Raw genomic sequence first — 26,931 nt, 5'->3', positions numbered from 1 at the left:
TGCGGGCCGTCGCCGACGGCGCCCGGACCCGACTCGGCCGGAATGCATCCTCCCTGGAAAGGCGACGACATGCTCGAGAGATTCCACGACCTGCTGAGGCTGCGCACCAGCCCCGCGGTCTTCTTCGTCTCGGCCGGTCTCATCCTGGCCTTCGTGGTGGTCACGCTGATCATCCCCACCCGCATCGGTGACCTGTTCGGCACCATGTCGACGTGGATCTACGACAACCTCGGCTGGTTCTACATCTCCGGGGTCACGATCTTCCTGCTGTTCCTGATCTACATCGCCCTGGGCCGCTTCGGCCGCATGCGACTGGGCCAGGACGACGAGACCCCGGAGCACAGCGACATCTCCTGGTTCGGCATGCTCTTCGCCGCCGGCATCGGCACCATCCTGATGTTCTGGGCGGTCGCCGAGCCGGTGAACCACTTCGCGAACCCGCCGCGCGGGATATCGGCCGACGAGGCCGAGGAGATGCGCTCCGCCGGCGAGACGGTGGATCCGACGACGATCGTCGGCGGCACCGCCGAGGCCGCGCGCGAGGCGATGGGCTTCACGCTCTACCACTTCGGGCTGCACACCTGGACGATCTTCGCGCTGCCGGGACTGGCCTTCGCCTACTTCATCTATAAGCGCAACCTGCCGCCGCGGGTGTCCTCGATCTTCCAGCCGCTGCTGGGGGAGAAGATCCACGGCAACTGGGGCCGGGCCATCGACATCCTCGCCATCGTCGGCACGGTCTTCGGCGTCGCGGTCTCCATCGGCCTGGGCACGCTGCAGATCAACGCCGGGCTGGCCAGCGTGATGGGCATCTCGGAGTCGGCGCTCTCGCAGATCATGATCATCGCCGCCGTCACGCTGGTCGCGCTGGCCTCCACGCTGCTCGGCCTGGAGAAGGGCGTGAAGCGGCTGTCGAACTTCAACATCTGGGTCGCGATCCTGCTGCTGGCCTTCATCCTCATCTCCGGGCCGACGGTCCACCTGCTGAGGGGCATGATCGAGTGGACCGGCGTCTACGCCTCGATGCTGCCCGAGCTGGCCTTCTGGAACGACACGCTGGCCGACACCGGATGGCAGAACGGCTGGACGATCTTCTACTGGGCCTGGACGATCACCTGGTCGCCGTTCGTCGGCATCTTCATCGCCCGCATCTCGCGCGGCCGCAGCGTCCGCCAGTTCGTCGCCGGAGTGCTGGGCCTGCCCACGCTCTTCACGATCGTCTGGTTCGGCATCTGGGGCACCGGCGTCTTCGACATCCAGATGAACGGCGACGGCGGACTCGTCGAACGCGTGGTCGGGGAGGGGGACATCCCCGGAGCGCTCTTCGCCTTCTTGGACCAGTTCCCGCTGGCGACGCTGACCTCGGCGATCGCGATCATGCTGGTGGCGATCTTCTTCGTCACGTCCATGGACTCCGCGGCCCTGGTGCTCAACGACATGTCCTCGGGCTTCGAGGGCCAGGTCCCCGGGCACCAGAAGGGCTTCTGGGCTGTGGCCATCGGGCTGATCGCCGCGATCCTGCTGACCGCCACGGGCGACGGCGGGCTCAACGCGCTGCAGAGCGTGGCCATCGTGCTGGGGCTGCCGTTCTTCCTGCTGGGCTACCTGATGATGTTCAACCTCTCGCGAGCGATGCGCGAGGACGCCGGCGAGATCGGCTACCTGCGCACGCGCCGCTGGCTGAAGACGCTGCCGCCGGAGGAGTACGAGCGGCGGATGGACGAGTTCGACGACTCGCTCACCGAGGCGGTCGTGGCCCCCGACTATCAGGAGGGCACCCAGCCGGAGAACGCTCCCGAGGTCGAGCACGTCGAGCAGCCGGAGATCGTCGAGGAGTACCGGATCCGCACCGGCGACCTGCCGACGGTGGATCAGGTCGCCGCCGAGCGCGCGGCCGGCGGCGCCGACGGCGACCAGAGCGCGCCGAGCACCGGCGGCGCGGACGATGAGGAGCGTCGACGCTGAGCGCCGCCGCGAGGAGCCGGGTCTCGTCCGAGGCGCATGACGAGTCCCGGCGGCGCGCCGCCGACGCGATCGTCCAAGTCGGGCTGACCGGGGGGATCGCCTCCGGCAAGTCCACCGTCTCGGCGCGGATGGCCGACGGCGGCGCACAGATCATCGACGCCGACCGCATCGCCCGCGAGGTGCTCGAGCCCGGCACCGAGGGGCTGGGCGAGGTCGTCTCGGCCTTCGGCGAGGAGGTCCTCGACGCCGACGGCGCCCTGGACCGTCCGGCGCTGGGACGGATCGTCTTCGCCGACGAGGCGGCCCGCGAGCGGCTCAACGGCATCGTGCACCCGCGGGTGCGCGCCGAGTCCCGTCGTCGGCTGCAGGCGGCCGCGCCGGGGAGCGTCGTCGTCGAGGACATCCCGCTGCTCGTCGAGACCGGCCAGCAGGACCGCTTCGACGTCGTCGTGGTGGTCCGGGCGCCGGAGGAGGAACGCGTGCGGCGCCTCGTCGAGGACCGCGGCGTCGACGCCGCCGACGCCCGCGCCCGGCTCGCCGCCCAGGCGAGCGACGCCGAGCGCGCCGCGGCCGCCGACGTCGTGCTGGACAACGACTCCACGCGCGCGGCGCTCGAGGCGCAGGTCGACGAGCTGATGGAGGCGCTGCGCCGGCGCCTCGGCCGCTGACCCCGCCGCAGGCGACGGCTCCGCGGCACGTGTGGGAATGCGGCATCATCGCCGCACGTCCCGCGGACTCATCTCCCGGGCAGACGGGCGATAGGGTGGGCGGAGAGCGAGCCGGGGCCCGGCTCGGAGCGACACGAGGAGACGGGGAGCGAGCGAACGATGAGTCTGGCGCCGAAGATCAACCGCACTGTCGCCCCGTTCGACGTCGTCAGCTCCTACGAGCCCAGCGGCGACCAGCCGAAGGCCATCGCCGAGCTCGCCGAGCGGATCGACGGCGGCGAGAAGGACGTCGTGCTGATGGGGGCGACGGGCACCGGCAAGTCGGCGACGGCGGCCTGGCTGGTCGAGCAGGTACAGCGGCCGACGCTGATCCTGGTGCAGAACAAGACGCTCGCCGCGCAGCTGGCCAACGAGTTCCGCGAGCTGCTGCCGCACAATGCCGTCGAGTACTTCGTCTCCTACTACGACTACTACCAGCCGGAGGCATACGTCCCGCAGACGGACACCTTCATCGAGAAGGACTCCTCGGTCAACGACGAGGTCGAACGGCTGCGGCACTCGGCGACCAACGCGCTGCTCACCCGCCGCGACGTCGTCGTGGTCGCCACCGTGTCCTGCATCTACGGCCTGGGCACGCCGGAGGAGTACATCGAGCAGATGGTGCCGCTGCAGGTCGGCGACGCCCTCGACCGCGACGAGCTCCTCCGCCGCTTCGTGGGAATGCAGTACACGCGCAACGATCAGGACTTCCACCGCGGCACCTTCCGGGTGCGCGGCGACACGGTGGAGATCATCCCGATGTACGAGGAGCTCGCAGTGCGCGTGGAGTTCTTCGGCGACGAGATCGAGAGCATCCAGACGCTGCATCCGCTGACCGGCACCGTGGTCCGCGACGAGGACGAGATGTACATCTTCCCGGCCAGCCACTACGTCGCCGGCGACGAGCGGATGGCGCGGGCGATCACCGCCATCGAGGACGAGCTGCGCGAGCGGCTGGCCGAGCTGGAGTCGCAGGACAAGCTGCTCGAGGCCCAGCGGCTGCGCATGCGCACCACCTACGACCTCGAGATGATGCAGCAGATGGGCTTCTGCAATGGCATCGAGAACTACTCGCGGCACATCGACGGCCGCGACGCCGGCTCGGCGCCGCACTGCCTGCTGGACTACTTCCCGGACGACTTCCTGCTGGTCGTCGACGAGTCGCATGTGACGATCCCGCAGATCGGCGGGATGTACGAGGGCGACATGTCGCGGAAGCGCACGCTGGTCGAGCACGGCTTCCGGCTGCCCTCGGCGATGGACAACCGGCCGTTGAAGTGGGACGAGTTCCTCGAGCGGATCGGCCAGACCGTCTACATGTCCGCCACCCCGGGAAACTACGAGCTCGGGCTCTCCGACGGGTACGTCGAGCAGGTCATCCGGCCCACCGGGCTGGTCGACCCGGAGGTGGTCGTCAAGCCCACGCAGGGCCAGATCGACGATCTGCTCGCCGAGATCCGCCGCCGCGAGCAGCAGGACGAGCGCGTGCTGGTGACCACGCTGACCAAGCGCATGGCCGAGGAGCTCACCGAATATCTGCTCGACCACGGGGTGAAGGTCGAGTACCTGCACTCCGACGTCGACACGCTCAAGCGCGTCGAGGTGCTCCGCGAGCTGCGCCGCGGCACCCATGACGTCGTCGTCGGCATCAATCTGCTGCGCGAGGGCCTCGACCTGCCGGAGGTTTCGCTGGTCTCCATCCTGGACGCCGACAAGGAGGGCTTCCTCCGCTCGGCCACCTCGCTGATCCAGACGATCGGCCGCGCCGCGCGCCACGTCTCCGGCCAGGTGCACATGTACGCCGACCGGGTCACCGACTCGATGCGCCGGGCGATCGACGAGACCGAGCGGCGCCGGCAGATCCAGATCGCCTACAACACCGAGCACGGGATCGACCCGGCTCCGCTGCAGAAGAAGATCGCCGACATCACCGACCAGCTCGCCCGCGAGGACGCGGACACCGCCGACCTGCTGCAGGGCATGGGCGGCCTCGCCGTCGGCTTCGAATACGGCAAGGGTCACCGCGGACTGACCTCGCTGGAGGGCACCGGCGACGGCGCCTCGGGCGGCTCCGGCACAGAGGCCGCGACCGGCGAGGGCGCGTCGGGATCCGGCCGCTCCGCGGCGTCGACCACGCCGGCGAAGGACACCGCCGACCTCATCGAGCAGATGACCCAGCAGATGCACCAGGCCGCCGAGGACCTGAACTTCGAGCTGGCCGCCCGGCTGCGCGACGAGATCGGCGACCTGAAGAAGGAGCTGCGGCAGATGCGCGAGGCCGGCCAGGCCTGACGCGCCGCCCCGGGTGCGATGGTGCTGGCGGGCGGCCGAGCCGTTATGATGGGCCTGCGCGTGAGGGAGTATCCTGCCGCGCCGTCCACGTCAGCACGCGGGCCGAAGGCGGCCCGCCGGGGACGGCGGCCTGCGCCGACCGCCCGCCGGGGCCTGCTCCGGGACGGGCCGCCGGCACCGGGCGGAGAGACTCACGAGGCCTGCCCGTGTCCGCGAGCGACCTCGTGAAAGGACTCCGTCCATGGAATACACCCCGCTCATCTGGGGCATCACCCTCGCCGTCATCATCGGCTTGCTGCTCTTCGACTTCTTCGCCCACGTCCGCAAGGCCCACGCGCCCTCGATCCGCGAGGCCGCCGTCTGGTCGGCGATCTACATCGCCCTGGCCCTGCTCTTCGGACTGGTCTTCCTCGTCGTCGGCGACTATGCCGGAGCCACCGAGTACTACGCCGGCTATGTCACCGAGAAGGCGCTCTCGGTGGACAACCTCTTCGTCTTCCTGGTCATCATGGCCAGCTTCCACGTTCCCCGCGAGGACCAGCAGAAGGTCCTGCTCTTCGGCATCGTCTTCGCGCTGATCGCCCGCACCGCCTTCATCCTCGCCGGCGCCGGGATCATCAGCGTCTGGAGCGACGTCTTCTACCTCTTCGGCATCATCCTGCTGCTCACCGCCGGCCAGCTGCTGAAGAAGGAGCTCACCGGCGACGAGGCCGACGAGGCCGACAACATCTTCATCCGGCTGGCCAAGAAGGTCATCCCCACCACCGACCACTACGACGGCGACCGGCTGTTCACCCGTGTCGACGGCAAGCGGATGATGACGCCGATGCTGCTGGTGATGGTGGCCATCGGCGGCACCGACATCCTCTTCGCGCTGGACTCGATCCCCGCGATCTACGGGCTCACCCAGGAGCCCTACATCGTGTTCACCGCCACGGCCTTCTCGCTGATGGGGCTGCGCCAGCTCTACTTCCTCATCGACGGCCTGCTGGACCGGCTGATCTACCTCTCCTACGGCCTGGCGATCATCCTGGGCTTCATCGGCGTGAAGCTGATGCTCCACGCCCTGCACGAGAACAAGCTGCCCTTCATCAACGACGGCGAGAGCGTCCACGTCGCCGAGGTGCCCACCGGACTGTCCCTGCTGGTGATCCTGGCGGTGCTGGTCATCACCGTGGTCGCCTCGCTGCTGGCGCCGAAGGGCCGGGCGCTGCGCGTCATCCAGAACGCCGAGCAGTCCTCGCGGACGTACCTGGCCCTGGTGGAGTCCGGCGGGACGCAGCAGGAGCTCGACGCCGCCCGCGAGTCCGTCGACCGGTGGCGGGCGCGCTACGAGAAGGTGCCCGAGAAGCACAAGGACGCGCTGATCGAGCACCGAGAGCGGTATCTGGCGGTGCTGGACGACGCCCACGGCGTCGAGCACCGCGAGCTGCGGCCCGAGGACCTCGGCGGCCCCGCGCGCGGCTGAACGGCCGAGGTCCGACGGCGGGGCCGTCGCCGTCGGACCTCAGCCCGCGGCGTCGGCGCGGCGCAGCAGCTCGCGCAGCACGCGGGGGCCGTCGTCGCCGAGCCCGTCGTGGTGGAAGGCGTCGGTCTCCCACACCTGCAGGTTCTGCACCCGGGCGGCGGTCTCCCGCGAGAGGTCCCGGTCGACGTAGACGTCGTCGGTGTAGACGGCCGCGGCGGCGGGCACCTCGTTGCGCGCCAGCTGGTCGAGATCGTAGAGCGGCGTCCAGTCGTCGACCGCGGCGACCGCCTCGGCGGTCTCGAGCAGCGGCGCGAGCACCGGGTCGCCGGCGACATGGTCGCGGAAGAACATCTCGCCGAGCAGCAGCGGGGAGCTCGCCTCCGGCGAGAAGTCGGGGTGCTCGGCCAGCACGCGCTCGGCGGCCCAGGCGGTGTCGCCGCGACCCTCGGTGCGCGCGGCCGGCTGCCCGTAGATCGACTCGTGGATCAGCCCGTAGAGCGGCCGGTCGGCCAGCGAGATCTCGGCGCCGACCTCGGCGAGGAAGCCGTCGGCCAGCCGGGTCCGCGCCGCATCCTCGAAGGCCTCCTCGAGAAGGTAGTGCAGCGAGTCGGCGCGGGTCTCGCCGCCGAGCCGCATGCCCAGCATCTGCAGCCGCGGCACGGTCAGCGCCGAGCCGTCGGGCAGCCGCACGTCGTGGGCGCGCAGGTGGTCGATCACCGCGTCGAGCCGCTCACGGTCCTCCGGGAAGCGGACGAAGTGCTCGGCGTTCCGTGCCCGCATCCGCGCATAGGTGGCGCGGTAGACGCGGTCGGCGTGGCCGGTGAGCGGAGCCAGTCCGCCGGTGAGCAGCGCGCGGTCCAGCCCCTCGGGGTGGAAGGAGAGATAGCTCAGCGTGCAGAACCCGCCGAAGCTCTGGCCCAGCACGCTCCAGCTCGCCACTCCCAGGGCCCGGCGGATGCGCTCGGCGTCGGCGACGATGGAGTCGGCGCGGAAGCGGCGCAGATGCCGCGCCTGTGCGGCGGCGTCGCCGCGGTCGGCGAGGCTTCGGCGGGTTAGCGGCGTCGACCGGCCGGTGCCGCGCTGATCGAGCATCAGGATCCGGAAGCGCCCGGCGGCCTCCTGCATCCAGCCGTTCAAGCGTGCCGGACGCGAGCCCTTGCCGCCCGGCCCGCCCTGCAGGAAGAGCAGCCACGGCATCGCCGCGACGTGCTCCTCGCCGCGGGCCACGGCCTCGGCGGAGACGAATTCGCGGGCGAAGACCTCCAGCTGCTCGCCCTGCGGCTCGGCATGGTCCAGCGGCACGCGGAAGCGCCGGTCGACCAGCCGGGTGCCGTCGCGCAGCGTGCGGACCGGCGGCTCGCCGAGCGGCACGGCCGTCGGCGCGGCGTCGCGGGCGGGATGCGGTGCCATCGTCTCCTCCTGGGCGGCTGGTGGTCGGCTGGGCGGCACGCCGCGGCTCCGGCGGCGAGGCGTCAGGACGGAGCCTGATGCAGCTCGCCGACGTGGTCGACGAGCACCTCCGGCGCGCCGGCCGCGTCGGAGGCCGCCAGGTCGATCCAGGCGTGGATGCCCCAGTCGTGGTTCCCCTCGGCGTCGTCGAGCACCTGCACCGCCCGCCAGCGGCCGGGATGCCCGTCGGGCGACTCGTCGATGCGGATCAGCCCCGGGCCGCGGGCATGGGCGTCGACGAAGACGTCGTCGTAGACGCCGAAGAAGGCGTCCATGGCCTCGGCCCAGCGGTCGGCGGTCCAGCCGCCGGTCTCGCCGTCGAGCTCCTCGAGGTCCTGCTCCTTCTCGTCGGCGAAGAGCTGGGCGCGCAGGAACATCGCGTTGCGCACCATGACCTTGAAGGCCCGCGGATTGGCGGTGACCCGGTCGGGCTCCTCCGCCACGTCGGGGGAGAGGTCGAGGTCCGCGGCGGTGGCGTCCTCGCCGCCGGCGAGCTTCTCCCACTCCTCGAGCAGCGAGTTGTCGGTCTGGCGGATGAGCTCCCCGAGCCACTCGACGAGGTCCTGGAGCGGCTCGGTGACCTTGTCCTGCGGCACGGTCCGGCGCAGCGCCTTATAGGCGTCGGTCAGGTAGCGCAGCAGCACGCCCTCCGACCGGGCGAGCTGGTAGTGGTTGACCATGTCGGTGAAGCTGAAGGCGCGCTCCACCATGTCGCGCACCACCGCCTTCGGCGTGAGCTCGTGGTCGCCGGCCCACGGCGCGGAGCTCCGGTAGACCTCGAACTGCTGGGTGAGCAGCTCCTTCAGCGGCTGGGGATGGGACATCTCGTCGAGGATCCGCATCCGCTCGACGTACTCGACGCCGTCGGCCTTGAGCTCGGCGAGCTTCTCCGACTTCAGCTTCTTCACCTGCGCCCCGGTGACCTGGTACGGCGTCTCCAGGATGGACTCGATGACGCTGATCACGTCCAGCGCATAGGACTCCGACTCCGGGTCCAGCAGCTCCAGGGCGGCGACGGCGAAGGGCGCCAGCGGCTGGTTGAGCGCGAAGTCGTCCTGCAGCGCCAGCGTCAGGTCCACCGTCCGGCCGTCCTCGTCAGGCTCGTCGAGGCGCTCCAGCACTCCGGCGACGAGCAGTTCGCGGAGGATCTCCAGCGCCCGGCGCTGCAGGATGGCCTTCCGCGCCGGCGTCTCGTCGGAGGCCAGGATCAGCCGGCGCAGCCCGAGGATCGGATCCTGCGGGCGCTGCAGCATCTGCAGCACCATCGCATAGCTGATGCGCATCCGCGAGACCATCGGCTCCGGCTGCGCGGCGACCAGTCGGTCGAAGCTCTTCTCGCTCCAGGAGACGAAGCCCTCGGGCGGCTTCTTCTTCCCGGCCGAGCGCACCGCCTGGTCGACCTTCTTCTGGTCGTCGCCGTGCTTGGCGCGCGCCTTGGCCAGCGCCTGCTCGTTCTCGATGACGTGGGCGGGAGCCTGCACGACCACGGTGCCCTCGTCGTCGTAGCCCGCCCGGCCGGCCCGGCCGGCGATCTGGTGGAACTCGCGGGCCTTGAGCTGCCGCGTCCGGGCTCCGTCGTACTTGCTCAGCGCGCTCAGCAGCACAGTGCGGATCGGCACGTTGATGCCGACGCCGAGCGTGTCGGTGCCGCAGATGACCTTCAGCAGCCCTTCCTGGGCCAGCTGCTCGACCAGCCTCCGGTACTTCGGCAGCATCCCGGCATGGTGGACGCCGATGCCGCTGCGCAGCAGCCGGTTGAGCACAGTGCCGTAGCCCTTGGCGAAGCGGAAGGTCTTCAGCCGCTCCTTGATCCGCTCGCGGGTCTCGGTCGAGGCGACGTTCAGCGAGGCCAGCCCGGCGGCCCGCTCGGCGGCCTCGCGCTGGGAGAAATGCACCACGTAGACCGGCGCCTTCGCGTCGGCGACGAGCTCCTCCAGCTTCTGCTGCAGCGGCGTCGTCGAGTACTCGAAGCTCAGCGGCACCGGACGGTGGGCGGAGGCGACGGTGACGACGTCGCGGCCGGTGCGCGCGGAGATGCGGCGCTCGAAGCCGGAGGTGTCGCCCAGCGTCGCCGACATCAGCAGGAACTGCGCCTGCGGCAGCTCGATCAGCGGCACCTGCCACGCCCAGCCGCGCTGCGGCTCGGCGTAGAAGTGGAACTCGTCCATGATGACCGGCCCCACCTCGGCCTCGGCGCCGTCGCGCAGCGCCTCGTTCGCCAGGATCTCGGCCGTGCAGCAGATGATCGGCGCATGGGCGTTCACCGCGGAGTCTCCGGTGACCATGCCGACGTTCTCGGGGCCGAAGACTTCCACCAGCTCGAAGAACTTCTCCGAGACCAGCGCCTTGATCGGCGCGGTGTAGACGCTGCGCTCGCCGCGGGCCAGGGCGAGGAAGTGCGCGGCCGCGGCCACCAGCGACTTGCCCGAGCCGGTGGGCGTGGCCATGATGACGTGGCCGCCCGAGGCCAGCTCGAGGACGGCGTCCTCCTGGGCGGGATAGAGGGTGATGCCCTGGGCGGCGGTCCACTCCTGGAAGGCGGCGACGAGCTCGTCGGCGCTCGCGGACCCGACGGCGGGCAGGTGCTGGCTCAGCGACGGCCGGGCGCTCACCAGCCGCGCTCCTGCCATTCGGCCAGGTGCGGACGCTCGGCGCCGATGGTGGTGGGCGCACCGTGGCCGGGGTGGATGATCGTGTCGTCGTCGAAGACGCCGAAGAGCCGCTCGACGACGTCGTCGAGCAGCGAGCCGAAGTCCTCTGCGGACTGGGTCTTCCCGACGCCTCCGGGGAAGAGCGAGTCGCCGGTGAAGACGTGCGTCGGGCCGTCCTCGACGGGGTAGACGAAGGCGACCGATCCGGGGGTGTGGCCGCGCAGGGCGATGACGTCGAGGCCGATGCCGTCGTACTGGACCAGCTGTCCGTGTTCGAGGCGGCGGTCGATCCGCACGTCCTCGGCCTCCTCGATCGCCGCGGCGTCCACCGCTCCGGCGGCGGTCTCGACGTCGGGGTCCGCGGCGATCGCGGGCAGCGCGCGGATGTGGTCCCAGTGCCGATGCGTGGTCAGCACCGCCCGCAGCTGCGGGGCGCAGGGCGTGTCCTCGGCGGAGGCGGCGAGCATGCCGCGGACGGCCTCGGCGTCGGCGGCCGCATCGATCAGCACCTGGGTCCCGGACTTCTTCGCGGTGAGCAGATACACGTTGTTGCTCATCTCGGACACGGCGAGACGGCGGACCGTGATCGCCGGGAGGTCGTGGATCAATGTGCTGTCGGAGGCCATGCGCGACAGTCTATGGTCTGCTGTCGGTCAGATGCCATGACGCCGGCCGGCCTCGGCGGCCTCGGCGGCCCGGGCGGCCTCGGTGGTCTCGGTCGTCTCCGGGCCCGCGCCGATCCGGCGCAGCGCCTCGCGCAGTCCGGCGACGTCGTCGACGATCCGCGCGGCGCCGGCCTCCTCCAGCTCGCCGTCGGGCGCGCTGCCCCAGCGCACGCCGAGGCAGGGCAGGTCGTTGCCGCGGGCGCCCTCGACGTCGAAGATCCGGTCGCCGACCATCGTGGTCCGCGGCGCTCCCGGGCCCAGTCCCAGGGCCTGCAGCGCCTCGCCGACGATCGCGGTCTTGCCCGGATGCGGGCGGGTCTCGTCCGGGTCCGAGCCGACGACGACGTCGAGCCGCTCGCGCAGCCCTTGCCGGGCGATCAGCCGCTCGGCCAGCGTCTGCGGCTTCGACGTCGCCACCGCCAGGGCGGTGCCGGCGGCGCGCAGCTCGTCGAGCAGCTCGTCGAGGCCGGCGAAGACGGCGGCGTCCCCCAGGCCGCGCGCGCTGTAGTCGCGGCGGTAGTGGTCGATGACGGCGGCCAGATTCGTCTCGTCGACGCCGGGGACGGAGAGCAGGCTGGAGGCCAGCGGAGGGCCGACCATCGCGTCCAGGGCCGGCTGGTCGGGGACAGCGACGTCGTGGGCCGCCAGCGCGGCGGCGATGCCCGAGGTGATCCCCGGGGCGGAGTCCACCAGCGTGCCGTCGAGGTCGAAGAGCACGGCGGCGGGGGCGGGGGAGAGCGGTCGGATCATGTCTCCATGATCGCATCGGCGCCCGCGGCGGCGTGCCGGGAGCATGCGGAGACGCACGCTGTTCGAACACTTGTTCGAGTCGGGGTGGGGGCTTACACTGGGCATCGTGTCTGAGCGAGTTGCCGAGAATGAGGCCGCAGTGATCGAGTCCGTCGACGAGCTCCGCGGCCGCGGAGCCCCAGAGCAGGCCGCCGTCGACGGTGCCGGCCGCGCGGAGGCCGACCGTATCGTCGTGCAGGGCGCCCGGGAGCACAACCTCCAGGATGTCGGCATCGAGCTGCCGCGCAACGCCTTCATCGTCTTCACCGGACTCTCCGGCTCGGGGAAGTCCTCGTTGGCCTTCGACACCATCTTCGCCGAGGGGCAGCGCCGCTACGTCGAATCCCTCTCCGCCTATGCCCGCATGTTCCTGGGCCGGGTGGACAAGCCGGACGTCGACTTCATCGAAGGGCTGTCGCCGGCGGTGTCGATCGACCAGAAGTCGACCTCGCGCAACCCCCGCTCGACCGTCGGCACGGTGACCGAGATCCACGACTACCTCCGTCTGCTCTGGGCCCGCATCGGAGTGCCGCACTGTCCGGAGTGCGGCGAGCGGATCGAGCGCCAGACGCCGCAGCAGATCGTCGACCAGATCCTCGGGCTGCCCGAGCGCACCCGTTTCCAGGTCCTCGCGCCGGTGGTGCGGGCGCGCAAGGGGGAGTTCAAGGACCTCTTCCGCGACCTCGCCGGGCAGGGCTTCGCCCGCGCCGTCGTGGACGGCGAGCTCGTCCAGCTCAATGATCCGCCCACGCTGGAGAAGCAGTACACCCACCGCATCGACGTCGTCGTCGACCGGCTGGTCATCCGCGAGGGCATGGGGCAGCGGCTGACCGACTCCATCGAGACCGCGCTGCGCCTGGCGGAGGGCCGGGTCGTCGTCGACATGGTCGATCTCGCCGAGGACGGCACGCCGGAGAACCCCGACCGGGTGCCCGAGGAGCTCGTCGGGCCCAAGCTCCGGACCTTCTCGGAGAACCTCGCCTGCCCCAACGAGCACCCGCTGCCGATCGACGAGATCGAGCCGCGGTCGTTCTCCTTCAACTCACCGTTCGGCGCGTGTCAGGCCTGCTCCGGGATCGGGTCGAAGCTGGAGGTCGACGAGGAGCTGGTCATCCCGGACGACACGCTGTCGCTGAACGAGGGGGCCATCGCCCCCTGGAACCGCGGGCGCGCCAGCGGGCAGTACCACCTGCGCATCGTGCAGGGGCTGGCCGACGAGCTGGACTTCTCGCTGGACACGCCGTGGGGGGAGCTGTCGAAGACGGTCCGCCGGGCGCTGCTGCACGGCCGCAATCACAAGGTGGTGGTCCAGTATCGGAACCGCTTCGGCCGCGAGCGACGGTATTCGACCGGCTTCGAGGGCGTCATCGCCTATATCCATCGCAAGCACGAGGAGACCGAGTCGGACACCGCTCGCGAGCACTATGAGCAGTACATGCGTCAGGTGCCCTGCCCGGAGTGCGACGGGAAGCGGCTCAACCCCGCCTCGCTGGCGGTGCTGGTCCAGGGCTCGTCGATCGCCGACGTCGCCCGGCTGCCGATGGACGAGGTGCTGTCCTTCTTCCAGACTCTGGAGCTCTCCGCCCGCGATGCGATGATCGCCGAGCAGGTGCTCAAGGAGATCCTCGCCCGACTGACGTTCCTGCTCGACGTCGGTCTGGGCTATCTGAACCTCGAACGCGGCGCCGGGACGCTCTCCGGCGGCGAGGCCCAGCGCATCCGGCTGGCCACGCAGATCGGCTCCGGCCTGGTGGGCGTGCTCTACGTCCTCGACGAGCCCTCGATCGGCCTGCACCAGCGGGACAACAACCGACTGATACGCACATTGACGCGGCTGCGCGACCTCGGCAACACGCTGATCGTCGTCGAGCACGACGAGGACACCATCGCCGAGGCCGACTGGGTGGTCGACATCGGCCCCGGGGCGGGAGAGCGCGGCGGGGCCATCGTGCACTCCGGCTCGGTGGAGGGCCTGCGCGCCAACGAGCAGTCGATCACCGGCGACTACCTGGCCGGACGCCGGGTCATCCCCGTGCCCGAGGTGCGCCGGCCGGTGGACCCCGAGCGGATGCTGCGGGTGGTGGAGGCCCACGAGAACAACCTCGTCGACGTCTCCGTCGACGTGCCGCTGGGGATCTTCCTGTCGGTCACCGGCGTCTCCGGCTCCGGCAAGTCCACGCTGATCAACGAGATCCTCTACAAGGCGCTGGCCAACAAGCTCAACGGCGCCCGCCAGGTGCCCGGCCGCCACCGGCGCATCGACGGCGTCGAGCATCTGGACAAGATCATCCACGTCGACCAGAGCCCGATCGGCCGCACGCCGCGGTCGAACCCGGCGACCTACACCGGCGTCTTCGACCACATCCGCAAGCTCTTCGCGCAGGCTCCGGAGTCCAAGACGCGCGGCTACCAGCCCGGTCGCTTCTCCTTCAACATCAAGGGCGGCCGCTGCGAGGCCTGCGCCGGCGACGGGACGCTGAAGATCGAGATGAACTTCCTGCCCGACGTCTTCGTGCCCTGCGAGGTCTGCCACGGCGCCCGCTACAACCGCGAGACGCTCGAGGTCCGCTACAAGGGCAAGAACATCGCCGAGGTCCTCGACATGCCGATCGAGGAGGCCGCCGAGTTCTTCTCCGCCTTCGCGCCGATCGCCCGGCACCTGACCACGCTGGTCGACGTCGGACTGGGCTACGTGCGGCTCGGCCAGGCGGCGACGACGCTCTCCGGAGGCGAGGCGCAGCGCGTCAAGCTCGCCGCCGAGCTGCAGAAGCGTTCGCGCGGGCGGAGCATCTACGTGCTCGACGAGCCGACCACCGGACTGCACTTCGAGGACATCCGGCGGCTGCTCGGCGTGCTGCAGTCGCTGGTGGAGAAGGGCAACACGGTGATCACCATCGAGCACAACCTCGACGTCATCAAGTCGGCGGACTGGCTCATCGATCTGGGGCCCGAAGGCGGCACCGGCGGCGGGCGGGTCGTCGCGGAGGGCACCCCGGAGCAGCTCGCCGCCGCATCGCCGACGACGGGGTCGCACACCGGCGCGTTCCTCGCCGACCTGCTGTGACGACGTCTCTGGGCTAGACTGATCCGCGCCGGCGCCCGACGAGTGGCCTCGACCACTCTGCGCGGGCGGCCTCGCGGCCGCGAGCCGGCGGCGACGCCCAGTGGACCCGACGACGTGAAGGACCCGTCCGTGAGCACAGACCCGTCCGCGCCCGACGAGCAGCGCGTGGTCACCCACGATGCGATCCGCCGGTCCTTCGCCGCCGTCCTGAAGCTCACCTGCCGTCCGACCATCACCGGTCTGGACCGCGTGCCGGAGGAGGGCGGCTTCGTCGTCGCCAGCAACCACCTGTCCTTCCTCGACTCGGTGCTCATCCAGGCGATCTTCCCGCGCCCGGTGAGCTTCTTCGCGAAGGCGGAGTACTTCACCCAGCCCGGCCTGAAGGGGCGGGCGATGAAGATGTTCTTCGAGTCGGTGGGCTCCGTGCCCGTCGAGCGGCAGCGCAAATCGGCCTCGGTCGAGGCGCTCCACCAGCTCGGCGACATCGCCGCCGCCGGTCACGGCGTGGGCATCTATCCGGAGGGCACGCGCAGCCGCGACGGCCGGCTCTACCGGGGGAAGAACGGCGTCGGGTGGCTGGCGCTGGCCACCGGGCTGCCGGTGGTGCCGGTGGGCCTGCAGGGGACCGAGGCGCTGCAGGCGCCGGACTCCAACCGGGTGCGCCCGGCGAAGTTCTCGCTGGCCGTGGGCGAGCCGCTGCACTTCGACCACCTGGGCCCGCGCCACGGGCTGCCGGTGCGCCGCGAGGCCACGGAGGAGGTCATGGCCGCCATCGCCGCGCTGACCGGCCAGGAGCGCGTGGACAGCTACAACGCGCCGCCGCCCGAGCCGGAGGAGGAGGCCGCGGGCGACGCGACGCACCGCTCGGAGCCGCGCCGAGATGGCTGATCCGGCCTCCTACCGTCCGGCGGCCGGGGAGATCCCGACCTCGCCGGGCGTCTACCGCTTCATCGATCCGCACGGGCGGGTCGTCTACGTCGGCAAGGCCAAGAACCTGCGGTCGCGGCTGAACACCTACTTCGCCAATCCCGCCGCGCTGCCGGCGAAGACCCATGCGATGGTGCACAGCGCCGTCTCGGTCGAGTGGACTGTGGTCGGCTCCGAGCTGGAGGCCATCCAGCTGGAGTACACCTGGATCAAGCAGCACACGCCGCGGTTCAACATCATGTACCGCGACGACAAGTCCTATCCCTACCTCGCGGTGACGATGAACGAGAGATACCCGCGCGTGCAGGTCATGCGTGGGGACAGGAAGCCCGGGGTGAAGTATTTCGGCCCCTTCCATCCGGCCAAGGCGATCCGCGAGACCGTCGACACCATGCTGCGGGTCTTCCCGGTGCGCAGCTGCTCGCCCGGGGTCTTCCGCCGGGCGCAGGCCTCGGGCCGGCCGTGCCTGCTGGGCTACATCGACAAGTGCTCGGCGCCCTGCGTCGGGCGGATCAGCGAAGAGGACCACCGGACGCTCGCCGAGGAGTTCTGCGAGGTGATGGCCGGCCGGCCGGGGCCGCATATGCGGCGGATCGAGGCGCAGATGAAGGAGGCCGTCGCCGAGCTGCGCTACGAGGACGCCGCGCGCCATCGCGACGACCTCGAGGCGCTGCGCCGGGTCTTCGAGCGGAACGCCGTGGTGCTCGGCGAGGACACCGAGGCCGACGTCTTCGCCTTCGCCGAGGATGAGCTGGAGGCCGCCTTCCAGGTCTTCCACATCCGCCAGGGGCGGATCCGCGGCCAGCGCGGCTGGGTGGTCGAGAAGGTCGAGGAGACCGATCCGGCCTCGCTGGTCGAGCAGCTGCTGCTCCAGGTCTACGGCTCGATGGCCGACGCCGAGCGCATCCCGAGGGAGGTGCTGGTGCCGGAGCTGCCCGCCGATCGTGAAGGGCTGACGCAGTGGCTGTCCCAGCAGCGCGGCGCCCGCGTGACGGTGAAGGTCCCGCAGCGCGGGGACAAGGCCTCGCTGCTGGGCACGGTCCGGGAGAACGCCGACCAGGCGCTGCGGCTGCACAAGTCGCGGCGGGCCGGGGACCTGACCAGCCGGTCGCAGGCGCTGCGCGAGCTGCAGGAGGTCCTCGGGGCCCCGGAGCCGCTGCTGCGCATCGAGTGCTACGACATCTCGCACACCTCGGGCACCAACGTCTCGGCCTCGATGGTCGTGCTCGAGGACGGCGTGCCGAGCAAGAAGGACTACCGCCGCTTCTCCATCCGCGGCGAGGCCGCCCGGGACGACACCAGCGCGATGCACGACGTCATCACCCGCCGTTTCGCACGCCACCTCGAGGAGGAGCGCGTCACTCGGGAGCGGGCCGAGCAGGCCGAGCAGGCGGCGTCGGACGCGGTCGAGGAAGAGCCCGAGAGCGCAGCGAGCGCGTCGAGTCCGGACAGCGCCGACCCCGACGCCGACGACGCCGCGGGGGGAGCGGCGCCGGCGGAGGACACCACAGTGGATCGCGAGTCCGCGCGCTTCGCCTACCCGCCCAGCCTCGTCGTCGTCGACGGCGGCCAGCCGCAGGTGGCCGCCGCGCGCGCCGCGCTGGACGAGCTGGGGCTGACCGACATGCCCGTGGTCGGGCTGGCCAAGCGCCTCGAGGAGGTCTGGCTGGCCGACGACGACTTCCCGCTGGTGCTGCCGCGCAGCTCCGAGGCGCTCTACATGCTGCAGCGGATCCGTGACGAGGCGCATCGCTTCGCCATCGCCGGCCACCGCTCCAAGCGCGCCAAGCAGATGACCGCCTCGGTGCTCGACGAGGTCGAGGGGCTCGGGCCGTCGCGGCGCGCGGCAGTGGTCACGCACTTCGGCTCGGTCGACCGGCTGAAGCAGGCCGAGGCCGAGCAGATCGTCCAGGTCCCGGGCATCGGGCCGCAGCTGGCCGCCCGGATCCGCGACCATCTCGCCGAGTCCTCCGCGGCGCCGGGCGACGACGTCGCCCCCGGGGACGCCGGGGACGCCGAGGGCGCCGACGAGCAGCCGGACCCACCGATGGACGAGGCTCGTCAGGATCGCTGACCTGGGACGGCGACGGTGGTGCCGGCTGGCGCCCCCCGCGCCCGCGGGGCGCGGGACGGCGATTGTCCGCGGCCGGGCGGCCACGTAGTCTGCTGGTATGCGCGATGCACTGACCCCGGTCAAGCCCCCGGAGAGCGAGCTGCTGATCGTCACCGGCATGTCCGGGGCCGGGCGCACGACGGCCGCCCATGCGCTGGAGGACCTGGGATGGTACGTCGTCGAGGGGCTCCCGCCGGAGCTGATCACTACGATGATGGATCTCGTCTCGCGGAACCCGGGGTCGGTGGAGAAGCTGGCGGTGGTGCTCGACGTCCGCTCGCGCAATCTCTTCAGCGACATGCTCTCCGCGCTGGAGCAGGTCAAGGCCGCCGGCATGACCTATCGGCTGCTCTTCCTCGACGCCTCGGACGATCTGTTGGTGCGCCGCTTCGAGCAGGGGCGGCGCCCGCATCCGCTGCAGGGCTCCGGACGCGTCCTCGACGGCATCGTCGCCGAGCGCGACCTGCTCCAGGAGGTCAAGGCGAGCGCGGAGGTGGTGGTCGACACCACCGACCTCAACGTGCACGGTCTGGCCCGCGCGGTCACCGAGATCTTCTCCGCCGACGGTCCGACCCAGCTGCGGCTGAACGTGATGAGCTTCGGCTTCAAATACGGGGTGCCCTCCGATGCGAACTTCATCGCCGACGTGCGCTTCGTGCCCAATCCGCACTGGGTGCCGGAGCTGCGGGCGCTCACCGGCCAGGACGCCGCAGTGCGCGACTTCGTGCTCGTCGACGAGGGCGCCGGCGAGTTCGTCGACCGCTATCTGGAGGCGCTGTACCCGGTGCTCGAGGGCTATCGCCGGGAGAACAAGCACTACGCGACGCTGGCGGTGGGCTGCACCGGCGGCAAGCACCGCTCGGTGGCGATCGCCGAGGAGCTCGCCCGCCGGCTGGATCAGCTGCCCCACGTCACGGTCAACACCAGCCACCGCGACCTCGGACGGGAGTGAGCATGACGCATGCGCCCACCGGGCCGGTCCCGCGGCCGCCCGAGGCCGCCGGATCCCCGGCGAACATGACCCCGCGCCGCGGGACCTTCCGCGTGGCGGCGATGGGCGGCGGGCATGGACTCTCCGCCACGCTGGCGGCGCTGCGCATCATCGCCGCCGAACACCTCACCGCCGTGGTCACCGTCGCCGACGACGGCGGCTCCTCCGGCCGCATCCGGCACGACATGGACGTGCTGCCCCCGGGGGACCTGCGGATGGCGCTGACCGCGCTGTGCGACGACACCGACTGGGGGAGGACCTGGGCGCAGGTCATGCAGCACCGCTTCAGCTCCCGCGACGGCGTCGTCGGAAGCCTCGACGACCATGCCATGGGGAATCTGCTGATCGTCTCGCTCTGGGAGCTGCTCGGCGATCCGGTGGACGGACTCCGCTGGGCCGGCGCGCTGCTCGGCGCGCGCGGGCAGGTGCTGCCGATGTCGCGGCAGCCGCTGACGATGTCCGGGCAGGTCCGCCGCGACGGGACGACCGAGCGGGTCGAGTCCCAGGTCGAGCTGGCCCGCGCCGGCCGCCTGGGGCGGCTCACCGAGGTGCAGCTGCATCCGGCCGAGGCCGAGGCCTGCGCCGAGGCGGTCTCGGCGATCGAGCTCAGCGACTGGATCGTCTTCGGCCCCGGCTCCTGGTACACCTCGGTGCTGCCGCATCTGCTGCTGGCGGATCTGCGCGCGGCCATCCACGGCACCGAGGCGCGGCGCTGCGTGGTGATGAATCTCTCGGGCGAGGACGAGGAGACCGCCGGGCTGACTCCTGCGGACCATCTGGAGGTGCTGGTCCAGCATGCTCCGGGGCTGCGCATCGACGCGGTCATCGCCGATCCGAGCTCGATGGAGGAGCCCGAGCGGCCGGCCTTCGAGCAGGCCGCCGCGGCGCTGGGCGCCGTCGTGCACTACCACCACGTGCGGCGCGAGGAGGACCGTGAGGTCCACGACCCGCTGCGCCTGGCGATCGCCTTCGACGACGTCTTCTCGCGCTGACGCGGCGTCGGCGCCGCCGGACCAGCGGCGCCCGCCGTGCGTCGCCGACCGCGCTCCGCACGATCCCAGGGTCCCTGATCGGGCGGTGCTCAGGAGCATCCACTACCATTGCCTCGCCCCAGGACCCCGACGCGACCCAGGAACCCGGAGGACGGACACATGGCGCTGACCGAATCGGTCAAGGACGAGCTCTCCCGACAGGAGGTCTCCACGACCTCGGAGCGCAAGGCCGAAGTCTCGGCCATGCTGCGCTTCGCCGGCGGGCTGCACATCATCTCGGGTCGCATCGTCATCGAGGCCGAGCTCGACCACGCCGCGTCCGCGCGTCGGCTGCGCGCGACGATCTCCGAGGTCTACGGCCATGAGAGCGAGCTCATCGTCGTCTCCGGCAACGGGCTGAAGAAGGGCAGCCGCTACGTGGTCCGCGTCGTCCGCGAAGGGGAGGCCCTGGCCCGGCAGACCGGTCTGCTCGACGTGCGCGGCCGACCGGTGCGCGGTCTGCCCTCGGCGATCGTCAACGGGTCGGTGGCCGACGCCGTCGCCGTCTGGCGCGGGGCCTTCCTGGCCCACGGCTCGCTCACCGAGCCAGGTCGCTCCTCCTCGCTGGAGGTCACCTGCCCGGGGCCGGAGGCCGCGCTGGCGCTGGTGGGTTCGGCGCGTCGGCTGGGGATCACCGCCAAGGCCCGCGAAGTGCGCAGCGTCGACCGGGTGGTGATCCGCGACGGCGACTCCATCGCCCAGCTGCTCACCCGCATGGGCGCCCACCAGGCGCTGCTGGTGTGGGAGGAGCGCCGGATGCGCAAGGAGGTCCGGGCGACGGCGAACCGGCTAGCCAACTTCGACGATGCCAATCTGCGGCGCTCGGCCCAGGCCGCAGTGGCCGCCGGCGCCCGCGTGGAGCGCGCGCTGGAGATCCTCGCCGACGACGTGCCCGAGCATCTGCGCTACGCGGGCCGGCTGCGCCTGGCGCACAAGCAGGCCTCGCTGGACGAGCTCGGGCGGATGGCCGAGCCGCCGATGACCAAGGACGCCATCGCCGGGCGGATCCGCCGGCTGCTGGCCATGGCGGACAAGCGCGCCTCCGAGCTGGACATCCCGGGGACGGACTCGAACGTCACCTCCGACATGCTCGACGGCTGAGGCGCGGTCCCGGCCGGCCTGGTGACCTGGGGCGACGTCATACTTCCTCGGGGGCGCGTCATGTTTTCATCCCAGGGTGAACACTGCCGGACATCTCCGCCGCAGACCTTCACCCGGGTCCCCGGGCGGGCATAGGATGAAGCCGGTCGAGGTCGGAGACGTCCGCTCGAGCCGGCCTCGAGGACCACCGTCACTAGGAGGATATTTTGGCTGAGTACACCCTTCCTGAGCTCGACTACGACTACTCCGCGCTGGAGCCCCACATCTCCGCGCGGATCATGGAGCTCCACCACTCCAAGCACCACGCCACCTACGTCAAGGGCGCCAACACTGCGCTGGAGCAGCTGGCCGAGGCTCGCGAGAAGGGCGAGTACGGCACGGTGCCGAAGCTGCTGAAGGACCTCCAGTTCAACCTGGGCGGCCACACGAATCACTCGATCTTCTGGAAGAACCTGTCCCCGGAGGGGCCGGACCGTCCGGAGGGCGAGCTGGCCGCCGCGATCGACGAGCACTTCGGCTCCTTCGAACAGTTCCAGCAGCTGTTCACCCAGGCCGCGCTGACCATCCAGGGCTCGGGCTGGGCGATCCTGGCCTACGAGCCGATCGGCGGCAACCTGGTCGTCGAGCAGTTCTACGACCAGCAGAACGGCGTCCCGGTGGCGACCACCCCGCTGCTGATGCTGGACATGTGGGAGCACGCCTTCTACCTGGACTACCTGAACGTGAAGCCGGACTACGTCAAGGCCTTCTGGAACATCGCCAACTGGGAGGACGTGGCCCGTCGCTTCGAGGCCGCCCGCTCGGGCGCCTCGCAGCTGGTCACGCCGTGATCGACCCGTTGACGGAGCGGTGAGCCGCACGGGGCCGGAGCGTCCGCGCCGCACCGTGGGCGCGTCGACGCTCCGGTCCGGCGGCGCACGGCGACGCCGCGCCTGCCGCGAGGGCGTCGGATCCCCGGATCCGGCGTCCTCGGCTCGCGCCGGGCGGGAGTCTCCCCTCCGGTCCGTCCGCCGGTGCTCTCCGGTGTGAGATTCCGGGCAGCCCGCGGCCGTCCCACCGGGCATCGCGCGACGAGATGTGCGAGAATATGAGCTGATAATCGAACACTGCGTTCTGCAGACATCCTGAGAACAAGGAAGTTGTTGGGGGTCAGCGGCCACGACCTGCGTCGGGCTGCTGGTCCCCTTTGTGCTTTCCGGGGGTCTGCGGCCACGGTGCGCAGGATCATCCGACCGGTCCGCCGGGCCGGCGGACGGAGAAGTCAAGGAAGGGAACCCATGGCGACGAAGATCGCGATCAACGGTTTTGGACGCATCGGCCGCAACGTGCTGCGCGTGCTGGAGACCCAGGGCTACGACGACCTGGAGCTGGTGGCCATCAACGACCTGACCAGCCCGGCGGACCTGGTGAACCTCACCAAGTACGACTCGGTGATGGGTCGGTACCCGAAGGACGTCTCGCTGGACGGCGACACCCTGGTCGCCGGGGAGCGCAGGGTGAAGCTGCTCTCCGAGAAGGACCCGTCCGACCTGCCGTGGGGCGAGCTCGACGTCGACATCGTGCTGGAGTGCACCGGCCTGTTCGCCACCAAGGAGGCCGCCGGCAAGCACGTCGACGCCGGCGCCAAGAAGGTCGTCGTCTCCGCGCCGGCCAAGGGCGTCGACGCCACGCTGATCATGGGCATCAACGAGGACACCTTCGACGCGGCGAACCACACGGTGGTCTCCAACGCGTCCTGCACCACCAACTGCCTCGCGCCGCTGGCGAAGGTCCTGGACGACGAGTTCGGCATCGTCGAGGGCCTGATGACCACGGTCCACGCCTACACCGGCGACCAGCGCCTGCACGACGCCCCGCACAAGGACGCTCGCCGCGCCCGTGCGGCCGCGAACAACCTGGTGCCGACCTCCACCGGCGCGGCCGCGGCCATCGGCGAGGTTCTGCCCGCCGTCGACGGCAAGCTGGACGGCTACGCCATCCGCGTGCCGGTCATCACCGGATCGGCCACGGACCTGACGGTCACTGTGGAGAAGGACGGCGTGACCGCCGAGCAGGTCAACGCCGCCTTCCAGAAGGCCGCCGAGGGCGAGCTGGCCGGCGTGCTCTCCTACAACGAGGACCCGATCGTCTCCTCGGACATCGTCGGCGACCCGCACGCCTCGATCTACGACGCGCCGCTGACCAAGGTCATCGGCAACCAGGTCAAGGTCGTCTCCTGGTACGACAACGAGCACGGCTACAGCTCGCGCCTGGTGGCGATGACCTCGTACATCGGCGCCCAGCTCTGAGCCGACTCTGAGCCGGCGACGAGGCCCCGTCCCGACTGCGCCGCCGGCGCGGACGGGGCGGGGCCTCGCGCATGCGACCACGGACGAACCCCCAGCGACGATTGGTACTCTGATCCCCATGACTGCCTCCACCAACACACTCGATGCCCTGCTGGCCGACGGCGTCTCTGGCCGCCGCGTGCTGGTCCGGTCGGACCTCAACGTGCCGCTGGACGGGAGCACCGTCACCGACGACGGCCGCATCCGCGCCTCGCTGCCGGTCCTGGAGAAGCTCGCCGCCGCCGGCGCCCGCGTCGTCGTCGCCGCCCATCTCGGCCGCCCGAAGGGTCAGGTGGACCCGCAGTTCTCCCTCGGGCCGGTCGCCGACCGGATGGCCGAGCTGACCGAGTCGCCGGTGCGCCGGGCCCACGACCTGGTCGGCGAGAGCGCCCGCAGCCAGGCCGCGGACCTCGCCGACGGCGAGATCCTGGTGCTGGAGAACGTGCGCTTCGACCCGCGCGAGACCTCGAAGGACGACGCCGAGCGTGCCGCCCTGGCCGGTGAGCTCGCCGGGCTGGTCGGCGAGGACGGCGCCTACGTCGGCGACGCCTTCGGCGCGGTGCATCGCCGGCACGCCTCCGTCGTCGACATCACCGCCGAGCTGCCCAGCTACCAGGGCGATCTGGTCCGCGACGAGCTCGTGGTGCTCAAGCGGCTGACCGAGGAGCCGCAGCGGCCCTACACCGTGGTCCTCGGCGGGTCCAAGGTCTCGGACAAGCTGGCGGTCATCGAGAACCTGATGAGCCGGGCGGACACGCTGCTGATCGGCGGCGGCATGGTCTTCACCTTCCTCAAGGCCCAGGGCTACGGCATCGGCTCCTCGATGGTCGAGGACGGCCAGCTGGAGACGGTGCGGGGCTTCCTCTCCGCGGCCGAGCGCCTGGACTGCCGGATCGTGCTGCCCACTGACATCGTGATGGCCGCGGCCTTCGCCCCCGACGCCGAGCATGAGGTGCTGGCCGTCGACGCGCTGGAGTCCGGCGCCCAGGGCGAGGGCGCCCTCGGGCTGGACATCGGCCCGGCCTCGGCCGCGGCCTTCGCCGCCGAGATCGCGGCGTCGAACACCGTCTTCTGGAACGGCCCGATGGGCGTCTTCGAGATGGAGGCCTTCGCCGCCGGCACCGCGACGGTGGCGCAGGCGCTGACCGAGACCGAGGGCTTCACCGTCGTCGGCGGCGGCGACTCCGCGGCCGCAGTGCGCGGACTCGGCTTCGACGAGGCCGCCTTCGGCCACATCTCCACCGGCGGCGGCGCCTCGCTCGAGTACCTGGAAGGCAAGGAGCTGCCGGGCGTCGACGCCCTGGACGGCTGACGGAACCCCACGGAAGGAACGGCAGACCCCATGACTGCACAGAAGGACGGACAGTTCGTCCGCCGCCCGCTGATCGCGGGCAACTGGAAGATGAGCATGGACCACATGCAGGCGATCGCCCTGGTCCAGAAGCTGGCGTGGACGCTCGACGACGCCGGTCACGACTACGAGCGGGTCCAGGTCTCGGTCTTCCCGCCGTTCACCGATCTGCGCGGCGTCCAGACGCTGGTCGCCGGGGACAAGCTCGCCGTGGAGTACGGCGCCCAGGACCTCTCCGACCAGGACTCCGGCGCCTTCACCGGTGACATCTCCGGGCAGTTCCTGGACAAGCTGGGCTGCTCGCAGGTGCTGATCGGCCACTCCGAGCGGCGCGAGATCCACGGCGAGACCGATGCGACGGTCAACAGCAAGATCCGCGCGGCGCTGCGCCACGGGCTGGCCCCGGTGCTCTGCGTCGGGGAGGGCCTCGACGTCCGCACGGCCGGCGAGCACGTCGCCCACACGCTGGCGCAGGTGGACGGCGCCCTGGAGGGCCTCTCCGCCGAGGAGCTGGGCGAGCTGGTCGTCGCCTACGAGCCCGTCTGGGCCATCGGCACCGGCGAGGTCGCCGGCCCGGAGGACGCCCAGGAGATGGCCGAGGCGATCCGCAAGCACCTGGCGGCGACGTACTCGGCCGAGTTCGCCGACGGCGTCCGGCTGCTCTACGGCGGCTCGGTGAAGTCGAAGAACGTCGCCTCGATCCTGACCGGGGCCGACGTCGACGGCGCGCTGGTCGGCGGGGCGAGCCTGGACGCCGAGGAGTTCGCCAAGATCGCCACGTTCGAGAAGCATCTGGTGACCGACTAGGATTATCCTGGTATCTGTTGACCTGCCCGCCGTCGACGAAAGGTCGCCGTGTCTCTCCTGACCATCGCACTCCAGGTCTCCCTGGCCGTCATCAGCGTGCTGCTGATCATGCTGATCCTGCTGCACAAGGGACGCGGCGGGGGCATGTCCGACATGTTCGGCGGCGGCGTGACGTCCTCGCTGGGAGCCTCCGGCGTCGCCGAGCGCAACCTGAATCGGCTGACGATCACCCTGGGCGTGCTCTGGGGAGTGATCATCCTCACTCTGGGGCTGCTCATCGGCGTGACCGCCGACGCCTGAACCGCTGATCGGCCGGCGCCGGCCTCGAGACCGTCGCCCGGACACGACGAGGGCCCTCCCGCTCCGCCTGGAGCAGGAGGGCCCTCGTCATGTCCGGGCGGCGCCCCGGCCGTGGGAGTCAGAGGTGTGCGGCGGCCGCCGCGTCGACGTGCCAGACCGTCTCCTCGGCGCCGCGGGCGTTCTTCGCGGGGATCTCCTCGACCGGCGTCGCGCTCTCGAAGGCGCGGCCGACGGCCTCGGCCTTGTCGGCGCCGGCGACGACGGTCCACACCCGGCGGGCGGAGTGGATCGCGTCGAAGGTCAGCGAGATCCGCGCCGGCGGCGGCTTGGGGGAGTCGTGCTCGCCGACGGTGCTCCGTCCGGTCGCCGCCAGCGCCTCCCGCCCGGGGAAGAGGCTGGCCACGTGGCCGTCGGGCCCGACGCCGAGCAGCACGACGGCGAAGCTCGGCAGCTCCGCGCCGGCGGCGGCGTGGGAGGCCAGCTCGGCGGCGTAGCGCTCGGCGCCCTCGTCCGGGGATTCGGTCTGCTCGGTCGCGGCCATCGGGTGGATGTTCGCCTCCGGCAGCCCGTGGTCGTGGAGCAGCTCGTCCAGCAGCGCTTCGCGCGCCTGCTGGGCATTGCGCTCGGCGTCGTCGGCCGGCAGCAGCCGCTCGTCGCCCCACCAGATGTGGACCGCCCGCCAGTCGGGGGCGGCGGAGGCGTCGCCGCGCAGCAGCTCGGAGACCGCCGCGAGCGTGCCGATGCCGGCGCCGCCGCCGGTCAGCGCGACATGCGCGACGCCGTCGGCCGCGACAGTGCTGCGCAGCAGCACGACCAGCCGCTCGGCCACGGACGCGCAGAGCGCGTCCTTGTCGGCGAAGATCTCGGTCCGGGGCGCGGGCAGGTCGGTGTGGCCCTCGATCGTCATGCAGTCGCTCCTGTTCGGGATCGGCG

At 71.1% G+C, this 26,931-nt stretch carries 20 protein-coding genes; 15 read left to right on the top strand and 5 right to left on the bottom strand.

The genetic code is table 11. The features are described 5' to 3' along the window. Positions 1-69 precede the first annotated feature (69 nt). The 4 genes from GCL72_RS06380 to GCL72_RS06365 all read left to right on the top strand — a co-directional run bounded on the left by GCL72_RS06380 (position 70) and on the right by GCL72_RS06365 (position 6,432). Positions 70-1,965 (top strand): BCCT family transporter, encoded by a 1,896-nt coding sequence (locus GCL72_RS06380; RefSeq protein WP_153143868.1) that lies wholly within the window; start codon positions 70-72, stop codon positions 1,963-1,965. 128 nt (positions 1,966-2,093) lie between these two features. Further along, the gene (gene coaE / locus GCL72_RS06375) at positions 2,094-2,633 is read left to right on the top strand and encodes a dephospho-CoA kinase (RefSeq protein ID WP_246161048.1); all 540 of its coding nucleotides are present in this window, start codon (positions 2,094-2,096) and stop codon (positions 2,631-2,633) included. Positions 2,634-2,792: 159 nt separating this feature from the next. Beyond that, the gene (uvrB, locus tag GCL72_RS06370; RefSeq protein ID WP_153143866.1) at positions 2,793-4,964 is read left to right on the top strand and encodes an excinuclease ABC subunit UvrB; all 2,172 of its coding nucleotides are present in this window, start codon (positions 2,793-2,795) and stop codon (positions 4,962-4,964) included. 241 nt (positions 4,965-5,205) lie between these two features. Next, the gene (locus GCL72_RS06365) at positions 5,206-6,432 is read left to right on the top strand and encodes a TerC family protein (protein WP_153143865.1); all 1,227 of its coding nucleotides are present in this window, start codon (positions 5,206-5,208) and stop codon (positions 6,430-6,432) included. Between the two features lie 39 nt (positions 6,433-6,471). Here GCL72_RS06365 and GCL72_RS06360 read toward each other — a convergent pair whose 3' ends face one another. The 4 genes from GCL72_RS06360 to GCL72_RS06345 form a co-directional block, all read right to left on the bottom strand. After that, positions 6,472-7,842 (bottom strand): alpha/beta fold hydrolase, encoded by a 1,371-nt coding sequence (locus GCL72_RS06360; RefSeq protein ID WP_153143864.1) that lies wholly within the window; start codon positions 7,840-7,842, stop codon positions 6,472-6,474. Between the two features lie 62 nt (positions 7,843-7,904). Further along, positions 7,905-10,511, bottom strand: coding sequence for a DEAD/DEAH box helicase (locus tag GCL72_RS06355; RefSeq protein WP_153143863.1), 2,607 nt, complete (start codon positions 10,509-10,511; stop codon positions 7,905-7,907). Further along, positions 10,490-11,158, bottom strand: a complete 669-nt coding sequence (locus GCL72_RS06350; RefSeq protein WP_153143862.1) for an MBL fold metallo-hydrolase — start codon at positions 11,156-11,158, stop codon at positions 10,490-10,492. Before GCL72_RS06350 ends, GCL72_RS06355 begins: the two co-directional genes overlap by 22 nt. A 27-nt stretch (positions 11,159-11,185) precedes the next feature. After that, the gene (locus tag GCL72_RS06345; RefSeq protein WP_170289576.1) at positions 11,186-11,947 is read right to left on the bottom strand and encodes an HAD hydrolase-like protein; all 762 of its coding nucleotides are present in this window, start codon (positions 11,945-11,947) and stop codon (positions 11,186-11,188) included. A 226-nt stretch (positions 11,948-12,173) separates the two neighbouring features. On the opposite strand from GCL72_RS06345, the gene uvrA reads away from it, so the two are divergent. The 11 genes from uvrA (at position 12,174) to secG (ending at position 25,998) form a co-directional block, all read left to right on the top strand. After that, complete coding sequence (uvrA, locus tag GCL72_RS06340) at positions 12,174-15,050, top strand: excinuclease ABC subunit UvrA (protein ID WP_281347426.1); 2,877 nt, start codon at positions 12,174-12,176, stop codon at positions 15,048-15,050. Between the two features lie 165 nt (positions 15,051-15,215). Then, on the top strand, positions 15,216-15,938 hold the full coding sequence (locus GCL72_RS06335; RefSeq protein WP_153143973.1) for a lysophospholipid acyltransferase family protein: 723 nt from the start codon (positions 15,216-15,218) through the stop codon (positions 15,936-15,938). Then, complete coding sequence (gene uvrC / locus GCL72_RS06330) at positions 15,931-18,051, top strand: excinuclease ABC subunit UvrC (protein ID WP_153143860.1); 2,121 nt, start codon at positions 15,931-15,933, stop codon at positions 18,049-18,051. The genes GCL72_RS06335 and uvrC overlap by 8 nt, the downstream gene beginning before the upstream one ends. A 97-nt stretch (positions 18,052-18,148) precedes the next feature. Further along, a complete protein-coding gene (gene rapZ, locus GCL72_RS06325) occupies positions 18,149-19,042 on the top strand; it encodes an RNase adapter RapZ (RefSeq protein WP_153143859.1) in 894 nt (297 codons plus the stop codon). Positions 19,043-19,044: 2 nt separating this feature from the next. After that, on the top strand, positions 19,045-20,073 hold the full coding sequence (locus GCL72_RS06320; protein ID WP_153143858.1) for a gluconeogenesis factor YvcK family protein: 1,029 nt from the start codon (positions 19,045-19,047) through the stop codon (positions 20,071-20,073). Between the two features lie 159 nt (positions 20,074-20,232). Then, the gene (gene whiA, locus GCL72_RS06315) at positions 20,233-21,213 is read left to right on the top strand and encodes a DNA-binding protein WhiA (RefSeq protein ID WP_153143857.1); all 981 of its coding nucleotides are present in this window, start codon (positions 20,233-20,235) and stop codon (positions 21,211-21,213) included. Between the two features lie 206 nt (positions 21,214-21,419). Beyond that, on the top strand, positions 21,420-22,043 hold the full coding sequence (locus tag GCL72_RS06310; protein WP_153143856.1) for a superoxide dismutase: 624 nt from the start codon (positions 21,420-21,422) through the stop codon (positions 22,041-22,043). A 447-nt stretch (positions 22,044-22,490) separates the two neighbouring features. Beyond that, complete coding sequence (gap, locus tag GCL72_RS06305; RefSeq protein WP_153143855.1) at positions 22,491-23,501, top strand: type I glyceraldehyde-3-phosphate dehydrogenase; 1,011 nt, start codon at positions 22,491-22,493, stop codon at positions 23,499-23,501. 118 nt (positions 23,502-23,619) lie between these two features. Further along, entirely contained in the window at positions 23,620-24,852 is a 1,233-nt protein-coding gene (locus GCL72_RS06300) for a phosphoglycerate kinase (protein ID WP_153143854.1), read from the top strand. A gap of 30 nt (positions 24,853-24,882) precedes the next feature. Then, positions 24,883-25,698, top strand: coding sequence for a triose-phosphate isomerase (gene tpiA / locus GCL72_RS06295; protein WP_153143853.1), 816 nt, complete (start codon positions 24,883-24,885; stop codon positions 25,696-25,698). Between the two features lie 48 nt (positions 25,699-25,746). Continuing rightward, the gene (gene secG / locus GCL72_RS06290; RefSeq protein ID WP_153143852.1) at positions 25,747-25,998 is read left to right on the top strand and encodes a preprotein translocase subunit SecG; all 252 of its coding nucleotides are present in this window, start codon (positions 25,747-25,749) and stop codon (positions 25,996-25,998) included. 118 nt (positions 25,999-26,116) lie between these two features. Here the strand turns inward: secG and pgl are convergent, their stop codons facing one another. Then, positions 26,117-26,905, bottom strand: coding sequence for a 6-phosphogluconolactonase (gene pgl, locus GCL72_RS06285; protein WP_153143851.1), 789 nt, complete (start codon positions 26,903-26,905; stop codon positions 26,117-26,119). Positions 26,906-26,931 lie beyond the last annotated feature (26 nt).

Source organism: Nesterenkonia halophila (assembly GCF_009467795.1).
GTDB lineage: Bacteria > Actinomycetota > Actinomycetes > Actinomycetales > Micrococcaceae > Nesterenkonia > Nesterenkonia halobia.
Note: the sequence above shows the minus strand (reverse complement) of the source record. Positions and strands in the feature narration are given on the sequence as shown.

Excerpts from the sequence above, each read along its gene's own strand:
- coaE (WP_246161048.1), top strand. The coding sequence starts at position 2,094 with ATGGCCGACGGCGGCGCACAGATCATCGACGCCGACCGCATCGCCCGC.
- tpiA (WP_153143853.1), top strand. The coding sequence starts at position 24,883 with ATGACTGCACAGAAGGACGGACAGTTCGTCCGCCGCCCGCTGATCGCG.
- GCL72_RS06320 (WP_153143858.1), top strand. The coding sequence starts at position 19,045 with ATGACGCATGCGCCCACCGGGCCGGTCCCGCGGCCGCCCGAGGCCGCC.
- uvrC (WP_153143860.1), top strand. The coding sequence starts at position 15,931 with ATGGCTGATCCGGCCTCCTACCGTCCGGCGGCCGGGGAGATCCCGACC.
- GCL72_RS06345 (WP_170289576.1), bottom strand. The coding sequence starts at position 11,947 with ATGATCCGACCGCTCTCCCCCGCCCCCGCCGCCGTGCTCTTCGACCTC.
- gap (WP_153143855.1), top strand. The coding sequence starts at position 22,491 with ATGGCGACGAAGATCGCGATCAACGGTTTTGGACGCATCGGCCGCAAC.
- GCL72_RS06350 (WP_153143862.1), bottom strand. The coding sequence starts at position 11,158 with ATGGCCTCCGACAGCACATTGATCCACGACCTCCCGGCGATCACGGTC.
- uvrB (WP_153143866.1), top strand. The coding sequence starts at position 2,793 with ATGAGTCTGGCGCCGAAGATCAACCGCACTGTCGCCCCGTTCGACGTC.
- rapZ (WP_153143859.1), top strand. The coding sequence starts at position 18,149 with ATGCGCGATGCACTGACCCCGGTCAAGCCCCCGGAGAGCGAGCTGCTG.
- GCL72_RS06300 (WP_153143854.1), top strand. The coding sequence starts at position 23,620 with ATGACTGCCTCCACCAACACACTCGATGCCCTGCTGGCCGACGGCGTC.
- GCL72_RS06380 (WP_153143868.1), top strand. The coding sequence starts at position 70 with ATGCTCGAGAGATTCCACGACCTGCTGAGGCTGCGCACCAGCCCCGCG.
- GCL72_RS06360 (WP_153143864.1), bottom strand. The coding sequence starts at position 7,842 with ATGGCACCGCATCCCGCCCGCGACGCCGCGCCGACGGCCGTGCCGCTC.
- GCL72_RS06365 (WP_153143865.1), top strand. The coding sequence starts at position 5,206 with ATGGAATACACCCCGCTCATCTGGGGCATCACCCTCGCCGTCATCATC.
- pgl (WP_153143851.1), bottom strand. The coding sequence starts at position 26,905 with ATGACGATCGAGGGCCACACCGACCTGCCCGCGCCCCGGACCGAGATC.
- GCL72_RS06355 (WP_153143863.1), bottom strand. The coding sequence starts at position 10,511 with ATGGCAGGAGCGCGGCTGGTGAGCGCCCGGCCGTCGCTGAGCCAGCAC.
- whiA (WP_153143857.1), top strand. The coding sequence starts at position 20,233 with ATGGCGCTGACCGAATCGGTCAAGGACGAGCTCTCCCGACAGGAGGTC.